Below are 15,581 nucleotides of genomic sequence, written 5' to 3'. Positions count from 1 at the left end.
GGACCACCCTCCGTGTCCCCCGAAAGGCGAGACCATGACCACGATTCCCGGTGCCGCGAGCGGCCCGCTCGACAACGCCGTCGATCCCGACTTCACCTCGCCCGAGGACCAGCAGCGCCGCCTCCGGCGCGCGAAGAAGGCCGCCCTCGCCGCCTTCCTGGGCGGCGCCCTCGAGTACTACGACTTCTTCGTGTACGCGACCGCGGCCTCGCTCATCTTCTCCAAGATCTTCTTCCCCTCCGGTGACCCGACGGTGGCGCTCATCGCCTCCTTCGCGACGTTCGGCGTCGCCTACGTGGCCCGCCCGTTCGGCGCGATCTTCTTCGGCCACCTCGGCGACCGGATCGGGCGCAAGAACACGCTCGTCCTGACCCTCGTGCTCATGGGCGCGGCGACGTTCCTCATCGGCCTCCTGCCGGACTTCAACACCGCCGGGTACCTCGCGCCGATCCTGCTCGTGGTGCTGCGCCTCATGCAGGGCCTCTCGGCCGGCGCCGAGACCGCGGGCGCCTCCGCCCTGACCATGGAGGAGTCCCCCGTGGGGCGGCGCGCGTTCTTCCCCTCCTTCGCCATGAGCGGCATCTCCGCCGGAATCGTCCTGGCCTCCCTCGTGTTCCTGCCCGTCGCGGCGATGGACGAGGCCGCCCGCCTCTCGTGGGGCTGGCGCATCCCGTTCTGGTCCTCCCTCGTCGTCCTCGTCGTCGCGTACCTCGTGCGCCGCTCGCTCGAGGAGCCCGAGGTGTTCGAGGAGAAGGCCCAGCACAAGGACCTCGTGAAGCTGCCCTTCATGGACATGCTCAAGACCCACCCCGCGCAGTTCTTCCAGGTCGCGCTCATGTCCTTCGAGACCGTGACGAACACGTTCATGCAGTCGTTCGGCCTCGCGTACGCCGTCTCCGTGGGCATCCCCGCCCAGACCATGCTGTGGGTCAGCATCCTCGGAAACGTCCTCGCGATCGCCACCCAGCCGCTCGCCGCGTGGCTCTCTGACCGGTTCGGCCGCAAGCCCGTGTTCCTCGCCGGGGTGTTCGGCTCCACCGCGCTGATCTTCGTGTACTTCTGGGCGATCTCGACGGCGAACATCCCCCTCGTGTTCGTGGTCTCCACCCTCATCACGGCCGGCACCTACGCGATGTCCAACGCCATCTACCCGGCCTGGTTCTCGGAGCTGTTCAACGTCCGCGTCCGCTACTCCGGCATGGCGTTCGGCCTGCAGATCGGCATCCTCTGCGCCGGCTTCACCCCGCTGCTCGGCACCGCCCTCGTCGGCGGGGTCCCGGCGAACTGGGGCCCCGCGGCCTGGATCGTGGCCGGCTCCACGGTCCTCGCCGTCATCGGCGCCCTGTGGGCCAAGGAAACCTACCGCACGCCGATCCACGAGCTCGGCAACCCGGTGCACGGGAGCAAGTAGGGAGGGTCTGGCCACGCGTTCCCCAACGCGTGGCCAGATCTCACCCAACGCGTGGCCAGATCTCACCCAACGCGTGGCCAAGGAGCAGGGGAGGCACCTCTCAACATGCGGTTGAGGGATGCCTCCCCTTTCCTGAACAGTCTCGCCGCGGGCCGCGGGCCAGAAACCCCTTGCTCGAGGCCCCTCCCGCCTCAGCTTCGGACAGCAGCCCGCTCCGGCCCCTCCCGCCTCCGGCAGTCAGGTCTGCCGCAGGTCGCGGCCCAAGTCGAGCACCCTCTCGAGGAGTGCGCGGTCCCCGGGGTCGTCATACCGTTGTGCCAGTCCCCCGGAGGCTGCGTCGAGAGCTTCGGGCAGCGCCGGGAACACCGCGAGCAGTTCGTCCCAGATCTCCGTGACGGTCGCACACACCCGATGCCTTCCGCCGGCCGACCGCACGGACCACCCCGAAGCGTGGGCGGTGATCCGCACGGTTCCCGGCTGCGGGCAGAGTCCTTGCAGGATGCCCGCTACGACGAGGCTCCCCCGAGTGGTCCTGCCGGAGGGAAACACAGGGTCTGCTGCCACCGCCCGTCCGCATGCACCACACACCCGGCCGACTCCTTTCGCTCATGGCCTGACCTCTCCCTCACGGCATGACGTCCCCGGAATTGGGGCCCAGAGTCTGGCCGACGAAGAGGTTCCCACCCGGGTCACTCGCCAGGAGCAGGGCCGAGGGGGCGACCTCCTCCGGCGTGCCGAACCGCCCGAGGGGCAGCTCGGCCCGCTTGGCCTTCTTCCAGTCCTCCGAGATCCCCTCGACAAGGGGTGTCTCGATCGGCCCGGGAGCAATGCTGTTGGCCAGGACGTTGTCCGGCGCGAGCTCGAGCGCGAGCGACTTCGTGAAGCCGATGACCCCGGCTTTGGCCGCACTGTAGTGCCCGAGCCCCAGACCGCCCTTGATCCCCAGCTGGGAGGCCACATTGATGATCCTCCCCCACCGCTGGGCACGCATCGGCCCGATCACCTCGCGGCAGCAGAGGAACACGCCGGTCAGGTCCACATTGACCGTCTCGTTCCACTGCTCAAGGCTCATGTCCTCCACTGCCGACTCGGTCAGCAGTCCTGCCGAGTTGACGAGGACGTCGACCGTGCCGAACTGCTGACGGACAGTCCCGAAGGCCCGCCGGACGCTCTCCTCGACGGCCACGTCGACGCCGATCACGTCCGGCCCGTCGGCACGGTCGAGCACCACCACCTTGTCCCCGTTGTCCCGGAACGCCTCGGCGATGGCGCGGCCTATGCCGCTGGCGCCGCCGGTCACCGCGATCGTCCTCGCGGTCGCCCATCTGCGCTCGCTGCTCGTGCTCACGTCGTCAGCCTCCTATGCCCGCATCTTGACCGTCAGGCCGCCGTCGACCACCAGCGCCTGCCCGGTGACGTAGTTCGCAGCCGGAGAGGTGAGGAAGCCGATGACCTCCGCTACCTCCTCCGGCCGCCCGACGCGGCCCCACGGAATGTCCCGGCCGGCCCGCTCGAGGCCCTCTGGGCCGAGTGAGTTGACCGGGTCCAGGGACTGCGGCGTCTCGATCAGACCGGGGATCACGGCGTTCGCGCGGACCTGCCGCGGGCCGAGCTCCACGGCGACGCTCCGGACCAGGCCGAGGACCCCGGCCTTGGCTGCCGCGTAGTGGGCGTGCTCCTCCCAGCCGTAGACTCCTCCGGCGATGGATGACACCGCGACCATGGATCCACCTTCCGACATGTGGGCGGCACCTGCACGGAGCGTGCGGAGGACGCCGGTGAGGTCCACGTCGAGCATGTCGTTCCACCGCTCGTCGAAGAGCTCGTGCAGCGGAGCGTTGCGGAGGATGCCCGCGTTGGCGACGGCGTAGTCCAGGCGACCGTACTCGTCGACCGCCCGGCGGGCGAAGGCATCGACAGACTCGGTGCTCCGGACGTCGACCTCGTGGATCACGCCGGCTCCGCCTGCGTCCTTGACCCGACGGAGGGTCTCCTCGGGGTCATGGGGGTCGCCGGGGAAGGTGCCGATGACTGTCCGCACGCCGCGCTGGGCGTAGTGGACAGAGAGCGCCCGGCCGATCCCGCTCGCAGCGCCGGTGACGATGGCGACTTCGAACTCAGGCACGGGGGTGGTCCTCCAGGAGTGCTTCGACGGGGGGCTTGGCGGCGATCATCAGCAGTCCCGACACGAGAGTCCCGAGGGCACCGATCCAGAGAGCCGCGGTGCCCGTGCCCGCGTTGGCGGCCACTGCCGTGAAGAGCGCGCCGCCGAGGATCACGCCCGGCTGGCTCATCGCACCGATGAAGGTGGTGCCCGTTGCGCGGCAGCTCACCGGGTAGCACTCGGCCATGAAGTACTGGATCGCCGCGTAGGGACCCACGAGGAAGAAGAGGCCCGCACCGTAGGTGAGGATGATGAGGAACGGGGTCTGCGCCAGGGGGCTGAGCATGATCGCGAAGGAGATGCCGGAGATGATCCAGCCGCCGATGATGGTCTTCTTGCGGCCGATCCGGTCGCCCATCCAGCCGTGGAAGACGTAGCCGAAGTACGCGAGCAGGTTGATGACGATCAGCATCCAGAAGGCATCGGAGAGCTCCACACCCTTGGCGTTCTTCAGCACCGAGCTGCCCAGGACGCTGAAGATCATGATGCCGAAGAAGTTCACGATCCATGCGAGCGAGAAGACGATGGTGTTGCGCCGCAGGTGGGACTCCCAGATGCGCTTGAGCGGCGCGGCGGAGGAGTGCTCGACGCCGTAGGAGGCGGCCAGTGCGTGTGCCTCCTCGGGCCTGCCGTGCTTCTCGAGCTGGGTGAGCTTGGCGTGGAGCTCGAACTGAGGCGTCTCCCTGAGCTTCTTGGCGATGAGCCAGACGATGATCGCCGCGGGAACGGCAGCCATGACGTAGAGCGCGCGCCAGCCGAAGGTGGGCAGGAATGCCAGGGCGAGTGCGCTGGCGAGCAGGAAGCCGAGCGGCCAGCCGCCCTGGATGAAGGAGTAGTGGAACCCGGGGCGCCTGCGCTTCTCCTCGTCCTCGGTGACCTGGTAGACCTCGTTCATGTAGGTGGCGTTCACGGCCTGCTCGGAGAAGCCCAGACCGCCGAACGAGCGCACAGCCACCATCAGGCCGTTGCTGATGGCACCCAGCCCGGCCGGGAGGATGGCGGTGAGGCCTGAGACGACTGCCGTGCCGCCAATGGTCGTCATCATGCCCTTGCGGCGACCGAGGCGGTCGATGATTGGACCGATGCCGAAGCAGACCACTGCTGTGCCGACGGCGATCCATGTGTTGATCGCGTAGGCCTCAGACTCGGTCCATCCGAAGGACTCCTGCATGGCCGGCAGCAGGGTGCCGAACAGGCCGTAGTCGAAGACCGCGACGGTCCACGCGAGAAGTGCGAGCACTGTCGCCACGCGGGTGTCCCGCTTGCTGAACTGCGGGAAGCGCCGCTTCTCGTTGGTATCCGGCGTCGAGAGGTCGACGCTCGTCGGGTGAGTGCTCACTTGCTGTCCTTCCGGGGGTTGCGGGCGAGGAACGAGTCGGCGATCTGGTCGAACTGCATCCAGGTGACGCCTTCGTGGCTGTTGATGTGCTCGATCAGGCGCTCGAGCATGAGGAGGACCTGCGGGCGTCCCGAGACGTCGGGATGGATGGTCATGGTGAAGACGGCCTGGTCCATTTCGCGGTAGACCCAGTCGAACTGGTCCCGCCACATCTGCTCGATGTCCCGTGGGCTGACGAAGCCGTGGGAGTTGGGCGCTGCCTTGATGAACATCATGGGAGGCAGGTCGTCGAGGTACCAGTTGGCGGGGATCTCGACGAGGTCGGTCTCCTCGCCGCGGACCAAGGGCTCCATCCAGGTCTCGGCCGGCTCGCTGTAGTCGATCTTCTTCCAGCTGTCGCCGACGCGGACGTAGTAGGGCTCGAAGTCGCGGTGCATGAGCGAGTGGTCGTACTTGATCCCCCGCTCGAGGAGGATCTCGTTGGTCACCGGGGAGAACTCCCACCACGGTGCGACGTAGCCAGTGGGACGCTTGCCCGAGACCTTCTCGATGAGGTCGATGGACCGGTCGAGGATCGCAGTCTCCTGCTTGCGGGTCATGGCAATCGGGTTCTCGTGCGAGTAGCCGTGCACGCCGATCTCGTGCCCGGCGTCCACGATCATCCGGGTGAGGTCGGGGAAGGTCTCGATCGAGTGGCCAGGGACGAACCACGTCGAGGGAAGCGAGTACTTCTCGAACAGGCGGAGCAGCCGTGGGCCGCCCACCTCGCCGGCGAAGAGGCCGCGCGAGATGTCACACGGCGAGTCCTCGCCGCCGTAGGAGCCGAGCATGCCGGCCACGGCGTCGACGTCGACGCCGAAGGCGACCTGGATGTCTTTCGTCATTTTCTGTGCCTTTCTGGGGTTGGGGGAACGGAGGTGCTGCGGGAGGAAGGTCAGGGGCAGCCCCCTCTCGCTGCGAAGCTCTCGGAGATCTCGGAACGGGTTCTGCCGAGCCGCAGGAGGAGGGAGAGCAGGATCAGGGACTGCGAGGGACGCAGCAGCCCGGAGGGGATTGCACCGGCCGTGAGGAGGTCTGCGCCACCGCCGGCTCCGTAGACCGGGACGACTGGGCCGGCGTGCACCCGCGTGCTCGTGACGACGACGGCGCCCAGCTCGGTTGCCTCGGCGACGGCTGCGCACAGCGCGGGGTTCGCATTGCCGATCCCGGTGCCCTGCAGCACGATGCCTGCGGCCCCGGCCTTGAGGGAGGCGTGCAGGAGAGCGGCGTCGGCACCGGGATACGAGGCCACGAGGTCGACCCTGCAGCCAGCGTCCTGGAGCGGCTCGGGAAGCGGGAGCGGCTCAGCCCGGGACGGCCGGTCATCCGAGAGCGCTACGACCCCGTCGGCGGCCACAGCGCCGACGACGCCGAAGTCGGGGTTCCCGAAGGCCTGCTGGCGCTCCGTCTCGGTCTTCCGCACGCCGCGGGCCGGGAGCACATCACCGGCGAAGCAGAGCAGGACACCACGGCCGGCGGCCGCCGGGTCGCCTGCCAGGGCGATGGCGCGGCCGAGGTTGTCCGGACCGTCCGGATCGGCAGCGTCCGCAGACCTCTGGGCACCCGTGAAGACCACCGGTCTGCGGTCGTCATGGACGAGGTCTGCGAGGAAGGCGGTCTCCTCCATCGTGTCCGTGCCGTGGGTGACAACGACTCCGAGGACCGCTGGGTCCGCGAGCGCCTGCCGGATCCGTGCGCAGACGAGCAGCATGTCCTCGAAGCGCAGGGCGTAGGAGCCGGCCTTGAGCACGTCGATGACCCGCACAGGGAACGCTGATGCGCCGCTGCTCTCGAGCAGCTCTGAGGCTCCATCGGAGGCCAGGGCAGCCCCACCGAGGTCAGGCCGTGCCCGGGACGAGATGGTGCCACCGGTCGCGAGCAGCACAACGTGCGGCTCCCTGTGGCTCGTGGTCATGTCTTGCTCCTGACGTCTTCGACGGGCGGCGCCCAATCGATTGGGTAGCCCGAGCGTAAGCGGGCTGCGTTTCAAGGAAGGGCGAGTTTCGGCTTCCGGCCGGTTACGGTCCAGGACTGCGTCCAGCATCTTCCGGCCACACCAACCCAATCGATTGGGTTGGTTGGTGGAAACTCTAGGGTGTGGTCTGAATCACCGTCAACCCTCCTTGTCGGACATTGCGGTCGGACGGTGCAGAATGGGATTCCGCAAGGGGAGGAAGAGCCGATGGACAATCACACGAGCGAGAGGGCGGTGACCCTCAAGGACCTGGCACGCCAGTTGGGCATCCATCCCTCGACGGTCTCCCGAGTGCTCCATTCGGACCCCGTGGTCGCCCGCGGAGCAGCATCGGAGTCGACCGCCAGGCGCGTGCGCGAACTCGCCGCAGAGCTCGGCTATTCGCCGGATCCCCAGGCAACGAGCCTGCGGACCCGCCGGACGCATCTCCTCGGCGTCGTCGTGCCGCGCCTCTCCGACCTGGTGCTCGCCATCATGTACGAGGGTGTCGAGCAGGAAGCGGCCGGGATCGGCTATTCCGCCTTCGTCACCAACTCCCGCGACGATGCGGGCGAGCAGCGCCGGAAGGTCGAGCTCATGCTGGCCCGCCGTGTCGACGGACTGATCATCGGCGACTCCCATCTCGATGGAGACCTCCTTCCAGAACTGCATCGCAGAGCCATTCCGTTCGTCCTCATGAACCGCCGGCATCCCGGGTTTCCCTCCGCCACGTGCGACGACGTGCGAGGCGGTGAGCTCGTGGCCGAACACCTGTGGGCGCAGGGACACCGCAAGGTCGCAGTGATCGCCGGCGAACCCTACGCGAGCACCGCCGTCGACCGGACCAGCGGGTTCTCCGAGCGATGGCGAGCCCTCGGAGGTTCGATGCCGGAGGAGGCGATCGTGTGGTCCCGCTTCGACACCCAAGGAGGCCGGGAAGCCGCGGAGAAGATCCTCGCCTCCGGCGTAGACCCCACCGCGCTGTTCGCCGTCAATGACTTCGCTGCCATCGGCGCCATGGGCGCCCTGCGCTCCCGCGGGATGACCGCGGGACAGGACTGCGCGGTGGTCGGCTTCAACGACACCTCCTTGGCAGCCGAGCTCCCCATCCCGCTCTCCTCGGTGCGTTCACCCATGGCCGAGATAGGGCGGGTTGCCGTCCGGCTGCTCACGCGGGTGCTCCGTGGAGAGACGGTCGAGCCCGTCCTGCTCCAGCCGACCCTCCAGGTCCGCGAGAGCAGCGCCTGAGGCTCCGGTCCTCCGGCCCCGCCGCCACCGCGCCTCCTCGCACCGCGGCGGCGGAGCGCGGACTAGGCCTGGAGGGAGGCCAGCGCCCTGCCCAGGAAGGCCGCTCTCTCCTTGCGCGCAGCCAGAGCCTCCTCCTGGGTCACGGCCACGAACCGCGTGGAGGTCCCTGGGGCCGCACGGGCCAGGAGGTCCATGTCCGCGCTGATGACCGTCGCGACCATCGCATACCCACCGCCGGAGACGGCGTCCCGGTGGAGGATGATCGGCTGGGTGCCACCCGGGATCTGGATCGAGCCGACGGCGTATCCGGCGTCAACGATGTTGGACGGGTCCGAGCCCGCGCCGAACGGCTGCTGCCGCTCCTTCCACTCGACTCCGGGGCCGGAATAGCGGATGCCCATGCGGTCTGCCACAGGAGTGACCTTCCACTCGCCGTTCAGGAGGCTGTCCAACCCCGCCTCGGTGAGCCGGTGGTCATACAGGCCGAGGACCACTCGGACGCTCTGCTCCCGGCTGAACTCCGGCCGGAACTCCTCGGGGAGCTCCCGACCGATCCCTCCGCTGGCGCCGTCCACGGCCGCACCAACGGGGACGATGTCGCCTGACTCGAGCTTGCGCCCGTTCAGCCCCCCGATTCCGCCCAGGAGGTATGTGGACCGGCTGCCCAACACCGAGGGCACGTCGATCCCGCCCGCCACCGCGATGTAGAAGCGGGTGCCGCCCTGGAGCGGGCCGAAGCTCAGCTCGTCGCCCGCCGCAAGGTCCAGACGGGCCCACTCCGGGCGGGGCTCACCGTTGACCTTCACGGTGACCGGCGCCCCGGTCACCGCGATCTGGGTGGCCTCGGAAGCCACCAGGACCGGGCCGAGGTAGGTGCACTCAAGCACTGCCAGGTCGGGCGCGTTGCCGACAAGGGCATTCGCCATCTCTGCGGAGTACTGGTCCATGGATCCGCTCTGCGGGATCCCCACGTTGTAGTGCCCGACACGCCCACGGTCCTGGACCGTGGTGGACAGGCCAGGGCTCTTGACCTCAAATGCCATTGAGGGCCTCCATGAGTTCTCGGTTGTAGCGCTCGGGATCCTCGAGCGCCCGGTGCAGCTCGAAGACGACAGGCGCCTGCCTGTAGCGGAAGGTCCCGTCCTCGACCTGTTCCTGGATCGCGTTGTACTCCCGCTCGTCGACGGGCCGGAACTTCACAACGTCGCCCGGCCGGAAGAAGACCATGAAGTCAGCGAAGTCCGCCAGGGACTGCTGCGGGTCGTAGATCGGCGCGGCGGCGACGCCGAACATCTGGTATCCGCCCGCTCCCCGCACTGAGTAGATGGCGCCGAAGCAGCCGCCGTGCCCTACCGTCAGCTTCGGGGTGTCCGTCCGCGGGCTGAGGTACTTCGGCACCTCGAGCTGCTTCTCCCTGTCCACGAGCTGGAACAGGAAGGGAAGCCCGGCGACGAAGCCCACCATGGAGACCAGCCACGGCTGCTCGTGGTGCCGGCGGATGAATTCCGCGGCGTCCTGGAGGCCATTGACCCTGGCCGCGTAGTCCAGGTCGGTGCCCTCCGGCTGCTGGTGGAAGCCCTCACGGAAGCGCTCGGCGACCTCGGCGGTGAACGGGTCGTCGTACCAGACGGGCACCTCGATGATGCGGGTCTCGAGCGTGTCCGCGCCGGCACTGGAGGCCTCCTGTTCCAGCCGCCGCACGGTGGACTCCAGCACGCCCGGCGCAACGATGTCCGGATCGAACCGGATCAGGAGAGAGGCGTTGGCTGGGCAGATGTCGACGACGCCGTCGAGTCTGGCCTCGGCGAGCCGGGACGCAAGGGTCATGACCTTGAAATTGGCCGCGAGGCTCATGGCCTCGTCGACTTCGACGAACAGGAACTCGTCGCCGCCCCACGTGTAGCGGGCTTCTCCGAGCTCGGGGGCAGACGTACTCATGGAGCCTCCAGGAGGTCAGGAACCGTTTCGATGAACTTTGAATGGTGGGCGACGTCGGCGAACTCGGGCCGGGACAGGAGCATCCGGTGCATCGGGATGGTGGTCTTGACGCCTTCGACCTCGATCGCTTCCAGAGCCCGGAGTGTCCCCTCGATGGCTGCGGCACGGTCGGGCGCATGGACGATGAGCTTGGCCAGCATCGAGTCGTAGTAGGGAGTGACCACGGAGCCTTCGTCGACGCCGCTGTCGATCCGCACTCCCTCGCCCTCCGGCCAGACGAGCCGGGTGAGGCGGCCGGGGCTGGGGAAGAAGTTGTTGTCGGGGTCCTCTGCGTTGATGCGGCACTCGATCGCGTGACCGGTGAAGGCCACGTCCTCCTGGCTGACGGACATGGCGCCCTCGTAGGCGATCAGCAGCTGTTCCCGGACCAGATCGACGCCGGTGATCTGCTCAGTGATGGGGTGCTCGACCTGGATACGGGTGTTCATCTCGATGAAGGCGGCCTCGTGCCGGTCCGGGTCATAGAGGAACTCCACCGTGCCGGCGCCCCGATAGCCGCATTGGCGTGCCAGTTCGACCGAGGACTCGCGGATCTCTCTGCGCACCGCATCAGGCAGGTCCGGCGCGGGCGCCTCCTCGATGACCTTCTGGGAGCGGCGCTGCATCGAGCAGTCGCGGTCCCCGAGGTGGATGAAGTTGACGCCGTCACCGAGGATCTGCACCTCGACATGCCGTGCGTGATCCACGAAGCGCTCGAGATAGACGGTCGAGTCCCCGAAGACCGCGCCGGCTTCCCCGCGCGCCATCTCGATGGTGGACAGCAGCTCGGACTCTTCGTGCACGAACCGGATGCCGCGGCCGCCGCCCCCGGCCGACGCCTTGACCACGAGCGGGTAGCCGATCTCCCGGGCCAGGGCGAGGGCGTCGGCCTCCGGGGCCAGAGGCCCGTCCGTGCCCTTGAGCACCGGGACTCCGGCACGGCGGGCGGACTCACGGGCAAGCGACTTGTTGCCCATCATGTCGATGGCCTCGGCAGCCGGTCCTACCCAGATGAGGCCCGCCTCGGCGACCTTGCGGGCGAAGGTGGCGTTCTCGGAGAGGAAGCCGTAGCCCGGATGGACGGCATCGCACCCGTGCTCGAGCGCGGCGGCAATGACGGCCTCCTGGTTGAGGTAGCTGGCCGGCGCGGGGGCGGGCCCCAGCACGGCGAACCCGTCCGCTGCGCTGGCGGCGAGCGAACCGCGGTCGGCCTCGCTGATCCCCACAACGGTCCCGATGCCCATCTCCCGGGCGGTCCTGATGATTCGGACCGCGATCTCGCCGCGGTTCGCGATGAAGAGCTTCCTCATGCTCATACCTCGCTGACGACGACGAGTGTGTCGCCGGGGTTCACCATGTCCCCGTCGGCCACCTCGAAGGAGGCGATCGTTCCAGCCACATCGGACTGGACCTCGGTGAACTGCTTCATGATCTCGACGATGCCGATCGTCTGGCCCGCCTCGACGGGGTCGCCGACCTCGGCGAAGGGTTCCTTGCCCGGTCCCGGCTTGCGGTAGAAGATGCCGGGGAGCGGCGAGATGACGTTTCCCATGGGTCTGTGCTTCCTGCTTCCTGCTGTGTGGATCAGCGGTCGGTGAGGACGTCGCGGACGGCGGAGGCCACCGCGACGGAGTTCGGCGCATCCGAGTGGACGCAGATGCTCGCGAAGGTGATGTCCAGTTCGGTGCCGTCGACGGCGAGGACGGGCTGCCCGGCGACGGCTCGCCTTACCCTTTCCGCGGCGGAGGCCGGATCCGTGGGCTCCGGCCGGCGCTGGATGAGGAGCTGGCCCTCAGGACCGTAGTTGAGGTCGACGTAGAGCTCGGGGACGAATTCGACGCCGAGGTCCCGGCAGACCGCTTCGTGCTGGGTGCCGGCGAGGCCGTAGAACGGAACCCCGAACTGCTTCGCAGTCGACGCCGCAGCCGCCATGAGCTCCTCGTCGCCGGCGAGCATGCCGTAGAGGGCGCCGTGGGGCTTGATGTGGTTCAGCTCGAGGCCGTGCTTGGCCAGGAACGCTGTGAGCGCGCCCACCTGGTACAGGATGATCGACTCCACTTCCTCCGGCTGGAGTGCCATGCGGCGGCGGCCGAAGCCGACCGGGTCCGGAAGCCCTGGGTGAGCGCCTACTGCGACCCCGTGTTCGGCGGCCAGTCCGACCGTGCGGTTCATGACGTCCGGATCCCCCGCGTGGTAGCCGCAGGCGACGTTCGCGACGTCGATCAAGCGCATCAGCTCAACGTCGTTGCCGAACTCGTGAAGGCCCACGCCCTCACCCATATCCGAGTTCAGAAGCACACGGGATCGAGTGCTTCGGGTCACAGTCTCTGTCATGCCGATCACGCTAGACCAATCGATTGCCCCCTCGGAATCGTGCATCCCGCCAAATCGAACGGCGGTGACTATGCTGAGTGCACTGTCTCCGCGATGAGCAAGGCCCGCATGCGACTTCACGACCTGACCGCCCTCCCGGGAGTAGACCTGCGCCTGCGGGTGCCCGGACCTCCCGAACGCCTGAACCGTCCCATCGCGTGGTGCGCCCCCACCGAGCACATGGATCCGAGCCCCTTCCTGAGCGTGAACGCCCTCGTCCTCACCAGCGGAATGGGCCTGAACGTCCGGGACTACCGGATCTGGGACGCCTATGTGGAGCGGCTCGTCGACGTGCCCGTGGCGGGTCTCGTGTTCAGCACCGGGAGCGCCCACCGCGAACTCCCCGAGGGGCTCCTGCGGGCCTGTGAGCACCACGGTCTTCCCCTCTTCGAGCTCCCGCCGGACATTCCTTTCGTGCTCGTCATGCGCCAGGTGGAGCAGAGCCTCGCCGCCGAACGCTACGACGAGCTCCGGCGCGGGTGGGATCTCGCAGACGAATGCACACGGCTCGCGACCGAAGGGCGCTCGCTGCACAGTGTCCTCGCCAAGGTCGCCGAGACGATCCGGGCACGGGTCGCCGTACTGGACGAGAGCGGGTTCGAGCTCGTCTATGCAGGGACAGCCCCAGCGGCCAGTGCCCGATCGACGCTGCGGCTCCCTAGCGGCGGTGCCCGTTCCTTCCGCCTCCAAGTGCAGGGAGTCGGGAGCGACGTCCTCCTGCAGCCCCTGCTCGGTCCGGTCGGCGCTGTGCTCGCGGTTCAGCTGAGCTACACGCTGGGATCGCGGAGCCCGATGCACTCCCGGGAGGCCGCCCGGTTCATGGACGCCCTCTACGAAGAACGCCCCGCGCCGACGGCCGTCTTGGAGCGGTTGGCCGCCGAGACCGGGTTCGACCCCGCGGCGCCCTGGGGAGCCCTCCTGCTGCACAGGATCGGGGGCATCGACCGCTTCACCCTGCGCGCCCTGGCATGGCGTGCGCGGGTCCGGCTGGAGGACTCGTTCGAAACGGTGCGGTTCCTCGAAGAGCCGGATCTCACGACCCTGCTCGTGCAGTCCCCCCTCGGCGAAGCGCCGCTCCTGGACGTGGCCCGGTCCCTCTTCCCGAACACCGACGAGCTTTCGATCGTCGTGGCCGAATCCGGCGAGATGGACGAGCTCCCGCTCTCCCTCAAAGTCGCGAGACGCCAGATCGGGCCCCCAGGCGTGCTTTCCGCGCCGGCGGTCGATCTGACCGCAATCGTCCAAGGCCTTCCCAGCGCAGGCCTGACTGCCATGGCGCGCAAACTCCTCGCCCCCCTCGGCCCCAATGATTCGAACGGCGCTCTCCTGCCCACCTTCCGGTCATACCTCCGCCACGCGGGCAGCACTCGAGCGGTCTGCGAGGAGCTCTACATCCACAGGAACACGCTCTCGTACCGCCTGAGGCGGATTGAGCAGGCCCTCGGACTCGACCTCACGGATGGAGAGGCTCTGGCGACCTGCGCGCTTGCCCTCCGGCTCCTCGAAGAACCCACCCACCACTGATCGGACTCACCCGGCACGGCATCACCTGGGCGCGCGGGCTGCGGCATCGAACGCCCTGCGGGCCACAGAGATCGGGCCGCCCTGCCACCGGCCGGGCGGCCCCATCTCCCCCATGGATGGCCGCTCCCCCCAGAGGCGCCAGCCAGGCCTGTGGACTGCCGGCGAAGGGTCCGGCCGTCCTCGAGTCTGGCCACCCCCCATAGGAACGGCCAGAACCCCTATGCGGGCTGCGGCGCGACGGCTGCAGTCCCGCGGATCCCCGCAAGCCAGCCGGCATTGAGCTCGCGGGCCTCGGCCTCGAGCAGCCCGCCCTCGACCTCGATCCCGGCCTCGCGCAGCGTCTCCGCACCGCCGCGCGCGAGCGGGTTGGGGTCCGCGAGCGCGTACACCACCCGCCGCACCTCGGCCGCAATGAGCGCCTGCGCGCATGGTCCGGCCCGCCCGGTGTGGTTGCACGGCTCGAGCGTCACGAACGCTGTCATTCCCCGCGCGGCGTCCCCGGCACGGGCGAGCGCGTCCACCTCGGCGTGCGCGGTCCCGGCGCCGCGATGGAAGCCCTCGGCGACCAGCCCGCCGTCGTCCGCGAGGATCACGCAGCCCACGCGCGGGTTCGGCCCCAGCGGCACGCCGGGGGTCGCAGCGAGCGCGAGGGCGCGGCGCATCGCCTCAGGTGCGGTGTAGCGCACGACGCCGAGGGCCGCGGCGGTGGTCGGCCCGCCGGCGGTCGGGGGTTCGGCGTGCACGGAGTCGGCGCGAACAGTCTCAGCGGGAGCGGCAAGGACCTCCGTCACGCCGTCACCGCCAGGGAAAGCGCGCCGCCGCGGGATGCGGCGGCCGGGCCCTCGGAGGAACTGGCATGCACAGCGTCGAGATCGATGCTGTGGGCGGTGCGGTCACGTTTGGCCTCGACGTAGCGGATGTTCGCGGGCGAGGCGTGCACGCCGGTCGGGACGCGCTCGGCGACCGAGACGCCGAGGCCCTCGAGCTGTGCGGCCTTGTCCGGGTTGTTGCTCAGGAGCCGGATCCGGTCCACTCCGAGCGCGGCGAGCATCTGCGCGGCGGGCGTGTAGTCGCGTTCGTCCTCGCCGTGGCCGAGGGCCGTGTTGGCCTCGTAGGTGTCCAGGCCCGCGTCCTGGAGCGCGTAGGCGTCCAGCTTGGCGTAGAGGCCGATCCCGCGGCCCTCCTGGCGCAGGTAGAGGAGGAAGCCGCCGGCTTCGGTGATCCGCTCGGCGGCCTCGCGGAGCTGGGGGCCGCAGTCGCAGCGCTGGGAGCCGAACACGTCCCCCGTGAGGCACTCGCTGTGCGGTCGGACGAGCGGCACGCGGCCGCGCTGGCCGGCATCGCGCTGGCCCGCCGGCGCCTGCTCCCAGTCGCCGAGGCCGAGCAGGAGGTGCTCGCGGCCGTCGGCGAGGCCGTGGAACGTGAAGACGTCCGCGGTGGTCTCGTAGCCGTCGGGGAAGCGCAGCGGCACGCGGACCCTGGTGCGGACGGTGGCCGGAGTGTTCATGGTCCCTCCAGTGCTGGACGGTGGGGGCGGACCGTCCGGTCCGCC

At 69.0% G+C, this 15,581-nt stretch carries 16 protein-coding genes; 3 read left to right on the top strand and 13 right to left on the bottom strand.

Annotation, left to right across the window (positions count from 1 at the left end):
• Positions 1-34: 34 nt before the first annotated feature.
• Positions 35-1,411, top strand: a complete 1,377-nt coding sequence (locus ABCQ75_RS07455; protein ID WP_345884355.1) for an MFS transporter — start codon at positions 35-37, stop codon at positions 1,409-1,411.
• Positions 1,412-1,648: 237 nt separating this feature from the next.
• Here ABCQ75_RS07455 and ABCQ75_RS07450 read toward each other — a convergent pair whose 3' ends face one another.
• The 6 genes from ABCQ75_RS07450 to ABCQ75_RS07425 form a co-directional block, all read right to left on the bottom strand.
• The gene (locus tag ABCQ75_RS07450) at positions 1,649-1,819 is read right to left on the bottom strand and encodes a hypothetical protein (RefSeq protein ID WP_345884353.1); all 171 of its coding nucleotides are present in this window, start codon (positions 1,817-1,819) and stop codon (positions 1,649-1,651) included.
• Between the two features lie 217 nt (positions 1,820-2,036).
• Positions 2,037-2,759, bottom strand: a complete 723-nt coding sequence (locus tag ABCQ75_RS07445; protein WP_345884352.1) for an SDR family NAD(P)-dependent oxidoreductase — start codon at positions 2,757-2,759, stop codon at positions 2,037-2,039.
• Positions 2,760-2,771: 12 nt separating this feature from the next.
• A complete protein-coding gene (locus tag ABCQ75_RS07440) occupies positions 2,772-3,536 on the bottom strand; it encodes an SDR family NAD(P)-dependent oxidoreductase (protein WP_345884350.1) in 765 nt (254 codons plus the stop codon).
• Entirely contained in the window at positions 3,529-4,914 is a 1,386-nt protein-coding gene (locus ABCQ75_RS07435) for an MFS transporter (protein WP_345884347.1), read from the bottom strand. Before ABCQ75_RS07435 ends, ABCQ75_RS07440 begins: the two co-directional genes overlap by 8 nt.
• Positions 4,911-5,798: a polysaccharide deacetylase family protein gene (locus ABCQ75_RS07430; RefSeq protein ID WP_345884346.1), complete on the bottom strand. Its 888-nt coding sequence runs from the start codon at positions 5,796-5,798 to the stop codon at positions 4,911-4,913. Before ABCQ75_RS07430 ends, ABCQ75_RS07435 begins: the two co-directional genes overlap by 4 nt.
• A gap of 50 nt (positions 5,799-5,848) precedes the next feature.
• On the bottom strand, positions 5,849-6,868 hold the full coding sequence (locus ABCQ75_RS07425; protein ID WP_345884345.1) for an asparaginase: 1,020 nt from the start codon (positions 6,866-6,868) through the stop codon (positions 5,849-5,851).
• 267 nt (positions 6,869-7,135) lie between these two features.
• On the opposite strand from ABCQ75_RS07425, the gene ABCQ75_RS07420 reads away from it, so the two are divergent.
• Positions 7,136-8,155, top strand: coding sequence for a LacI family DNA-binding transcriptional regulator (locus ABCQ75_RS07420; protein ID WP_345884343.1), 1,020 nt, complete (start codon positions 7,136-7,138; stop codon positions 8,153-8,155).
• Between the two features lie 62 nt (positions 8,156-8,217).
• Here the strand turns inward: ABCQ75_RS07420 and ABCQ75_RS07415 are convergent, their stop codons facing one another.
• From ABCQ75_RS07415 to pxpA, 5 genes are read right to left on the bottom strand one after another with little or no spacing between them, the layout of a single operon-like run.
• The gene (locus ABCQ75_RS07415; protein WP_345884340.1) at positions 8,218-9,198 is read right to left on the bottom strand and encodes a 5-oxoprolinase subunit C family protein; all 981 of its coding nucleotides are present in this window, start codon (positions 9,196-9,198) and stop codon (positions 8,218-8,220) included.
• The gene (locus tag ABCQ75_RS07410) at positions 9,188-10,093 is read right to left on the bottom strand and encodes a 5-oxoprolinase subunit B family protein (RefSeq protein WP_345884339.1); all 906 of its coding nucleotides are present in this window, start codon (positions 10,091-10,093) and stop codon (positions 9,188-9,190) included. The genes ABCQ75_RS07415 and ABCQ75_RS07410 overlap by 11 nt, the downstream gene beginning before the upstream one ends.
• Positions 10,090-11,442 carry an acetyl-CoA carboxylase biotin carboxylase subunit gene (locus ABCQ75_RS07405; protein ID WP_345884338.1) on the bottom strand — a complete coding sequence of 451 codons (1,353 nt, stop codon included), beginning with the start codon at positions 11,440-11,442 and terminating at the stop codon, positions 10,090-10,092. The genes ABCQ75_RS07410 and ABCQ75_RS07405 overlap by 4 nt, the downstream gene beginning before the upstream one ends.
• 2 nt (positions 11,443-11,444) lie before the next feature.
• The gene (locus ABCQ75_RS07400) at positions 11,445-11,684 is read right to left on the bottom strand and encodes an acetyl-CoA carboxylase (protein ID WP_345884336.1); all 240 of its coding nucleotides are present in this window, start codon (positions 11,682-11,684) and stop codon (positions 11,445-11,447) included.
• A gap of 32 nt (positions 11,685-11,716) precedes the next feature.
• Positions 11,717-12,466 (bottom strand): 5-oxoprolinase subunit PxpA, encoded by a 750-nt coding sequence (gene pxpA, locus ABCQ75_RS07395; RefSeq protein ID WP_345884335.1) that lies wholly within the window; start codon positions 12,464-12,466, stop codon positions 11,717-11,719.
• Between the two features lie 108 nt (positions 12,467-12,574).
• Here pxpA and ABCQ75_RS07390 point away from each other — a divergent pair, with 108 nt between their 5' ends.
• Positions 12,575-14,029, top strand: a complete 1,455-nt coding sequence (locus tag ABCQ75_RS07390) for a PucR family transcriptional regulator (RefSeq protein ID WP_345884333.1) — start codon at positions 12,575-12,577, stop codon at positions 14,027-14,029.
• 218 nt (positions 14,030-14,247) lie between these two features.
• On the opposite strand, the gene ribD is transcribed toward ABCQ75_RS07390, so the two are convergent.
• Both ribD and ABCQ75_RS07380 read right to left on the bottom strand, forming a co-directional pair.
• Positions 14,248-14,820 carry a bifunctional diaminohydroxyphosphoribosylaminopyrimidine deaminase/5-amino-6-(5-phosphoribosylamino)uracil reductase RibD gene (gene ribD, locus ABCQ75_RS07385; protein ID WP_427916064.1) on the bottom strand — a complete coding sequence of 191 codons (573 nt, stop codon included), beginning with the start codon at positions 14,818-14,820 and terminating at the stop codon, positions 14,248-14,250.
• Positions 14,817-15,536, bottom strand: a complete 720-nt coding sequence (locus ABCQ75_RS07380; RefSeq protein ID WP_345884331.1) for a GTP cyclohydrolase II — start codon at positions 15,534-15,536, stop codon at positions 14,817-14,819. Before ABCQ75_RS07380 ends, ribD begins: the two co-directional genes overlap by 4 nt.
• Positions 15,537-15,581: the final 45 nt, after the last annotated feature.

This window comes from Sinomonas halotolerans, assembly GCF_039615075.1.
In the GTDB taxonomy this organism is placed as follows: domain Bacteria; phylum Actinomycetota; class Actinomycetes; order Actinomycetales; family Micrococcaceae; genus Sinomonas; species Sinomonas halotolerans.
This window is presented reverse-complemented; position numbering and strand designations above follow the sequence as displayed.

Coding starts and splice junctions, on each gene's coding strand:
- ABCQ75_RS07455 (WP_345884355.1), top strand. CDS start 35: ATGACCACGATTCCCGGTGCCGCGAGCGGCCCGCTCGACAACGCCGTC.
- ABCQ75_RS07430 (WP_345884346.1), bottom strand. CDS start 5,798: ATGACGAAAGACATCCAGGTCGCCTTCGGCGTCGACGTCGACGCCGTG.
- ABCQ75_RS07425 (WP_345884345.1), bottom strand. CDS start 6,868: ATGACCACGAGCCACAGGGAGCCGCACGTTGTGCTGCTCGCGACCGGT.
- ABCQ75_RS07420 (WP_345884343.1), top strand. CDS start 7,136: ATGGACAATCACACGAGCGAGAGGGCGGTGACCCTCAAGGACCTGGCA.
- ABCQ75_RS07415 (WP_345884340.1), bottom strand. CDS start 9,198: ATGGCATTTGAGGTCAAGAGCCCTGGCCTGTCCACCACGGTCCAGGAC.
- ABCQ75_RS07410 (WP_345884339.1), bottom strand. CDS start 10,093: ATGAGTACGTCTGCCCCCGAGCTCGGAGAAGCCCGCTACACGTGGGGC.
- ABCQ75_RS07405 (WP_345884338.1), bottom strand. CDS start 11,442: ATGAGGAAGCTCTTCATCGCGAACCGCGGCGAGATCGCGGTCCGAATC.
- ABCQ75_RS07400 (WP_345884336.1), bottom strand. CDS start 11,684: ATGGGAAACGTCATCTCGCCGCTCCCCGGCATCTTCTACCGCAAGCCG.
- pxpA (WP_345884335.1), bottom strand. CDS start 12,466: ATGACAGAGACTGTGACCCGAAGCACTCGATCCCGTGTGCTTCTGAAC.
- ABCQ75_RS07390 (WP_345884333.1), top strand. CDS start 12,575: ATGCGACTTCACGACCTGACCGCCCTCCCGGGAGTAGACCTGCGCCTG.
- ABCQ75_RS07380 (WP_345884331.1), bottom strand. CDS start 15,536: ATGAACACTCCGGCCACCGTCCGCACCAGGGTCCGCGTGCCGCTGCGC.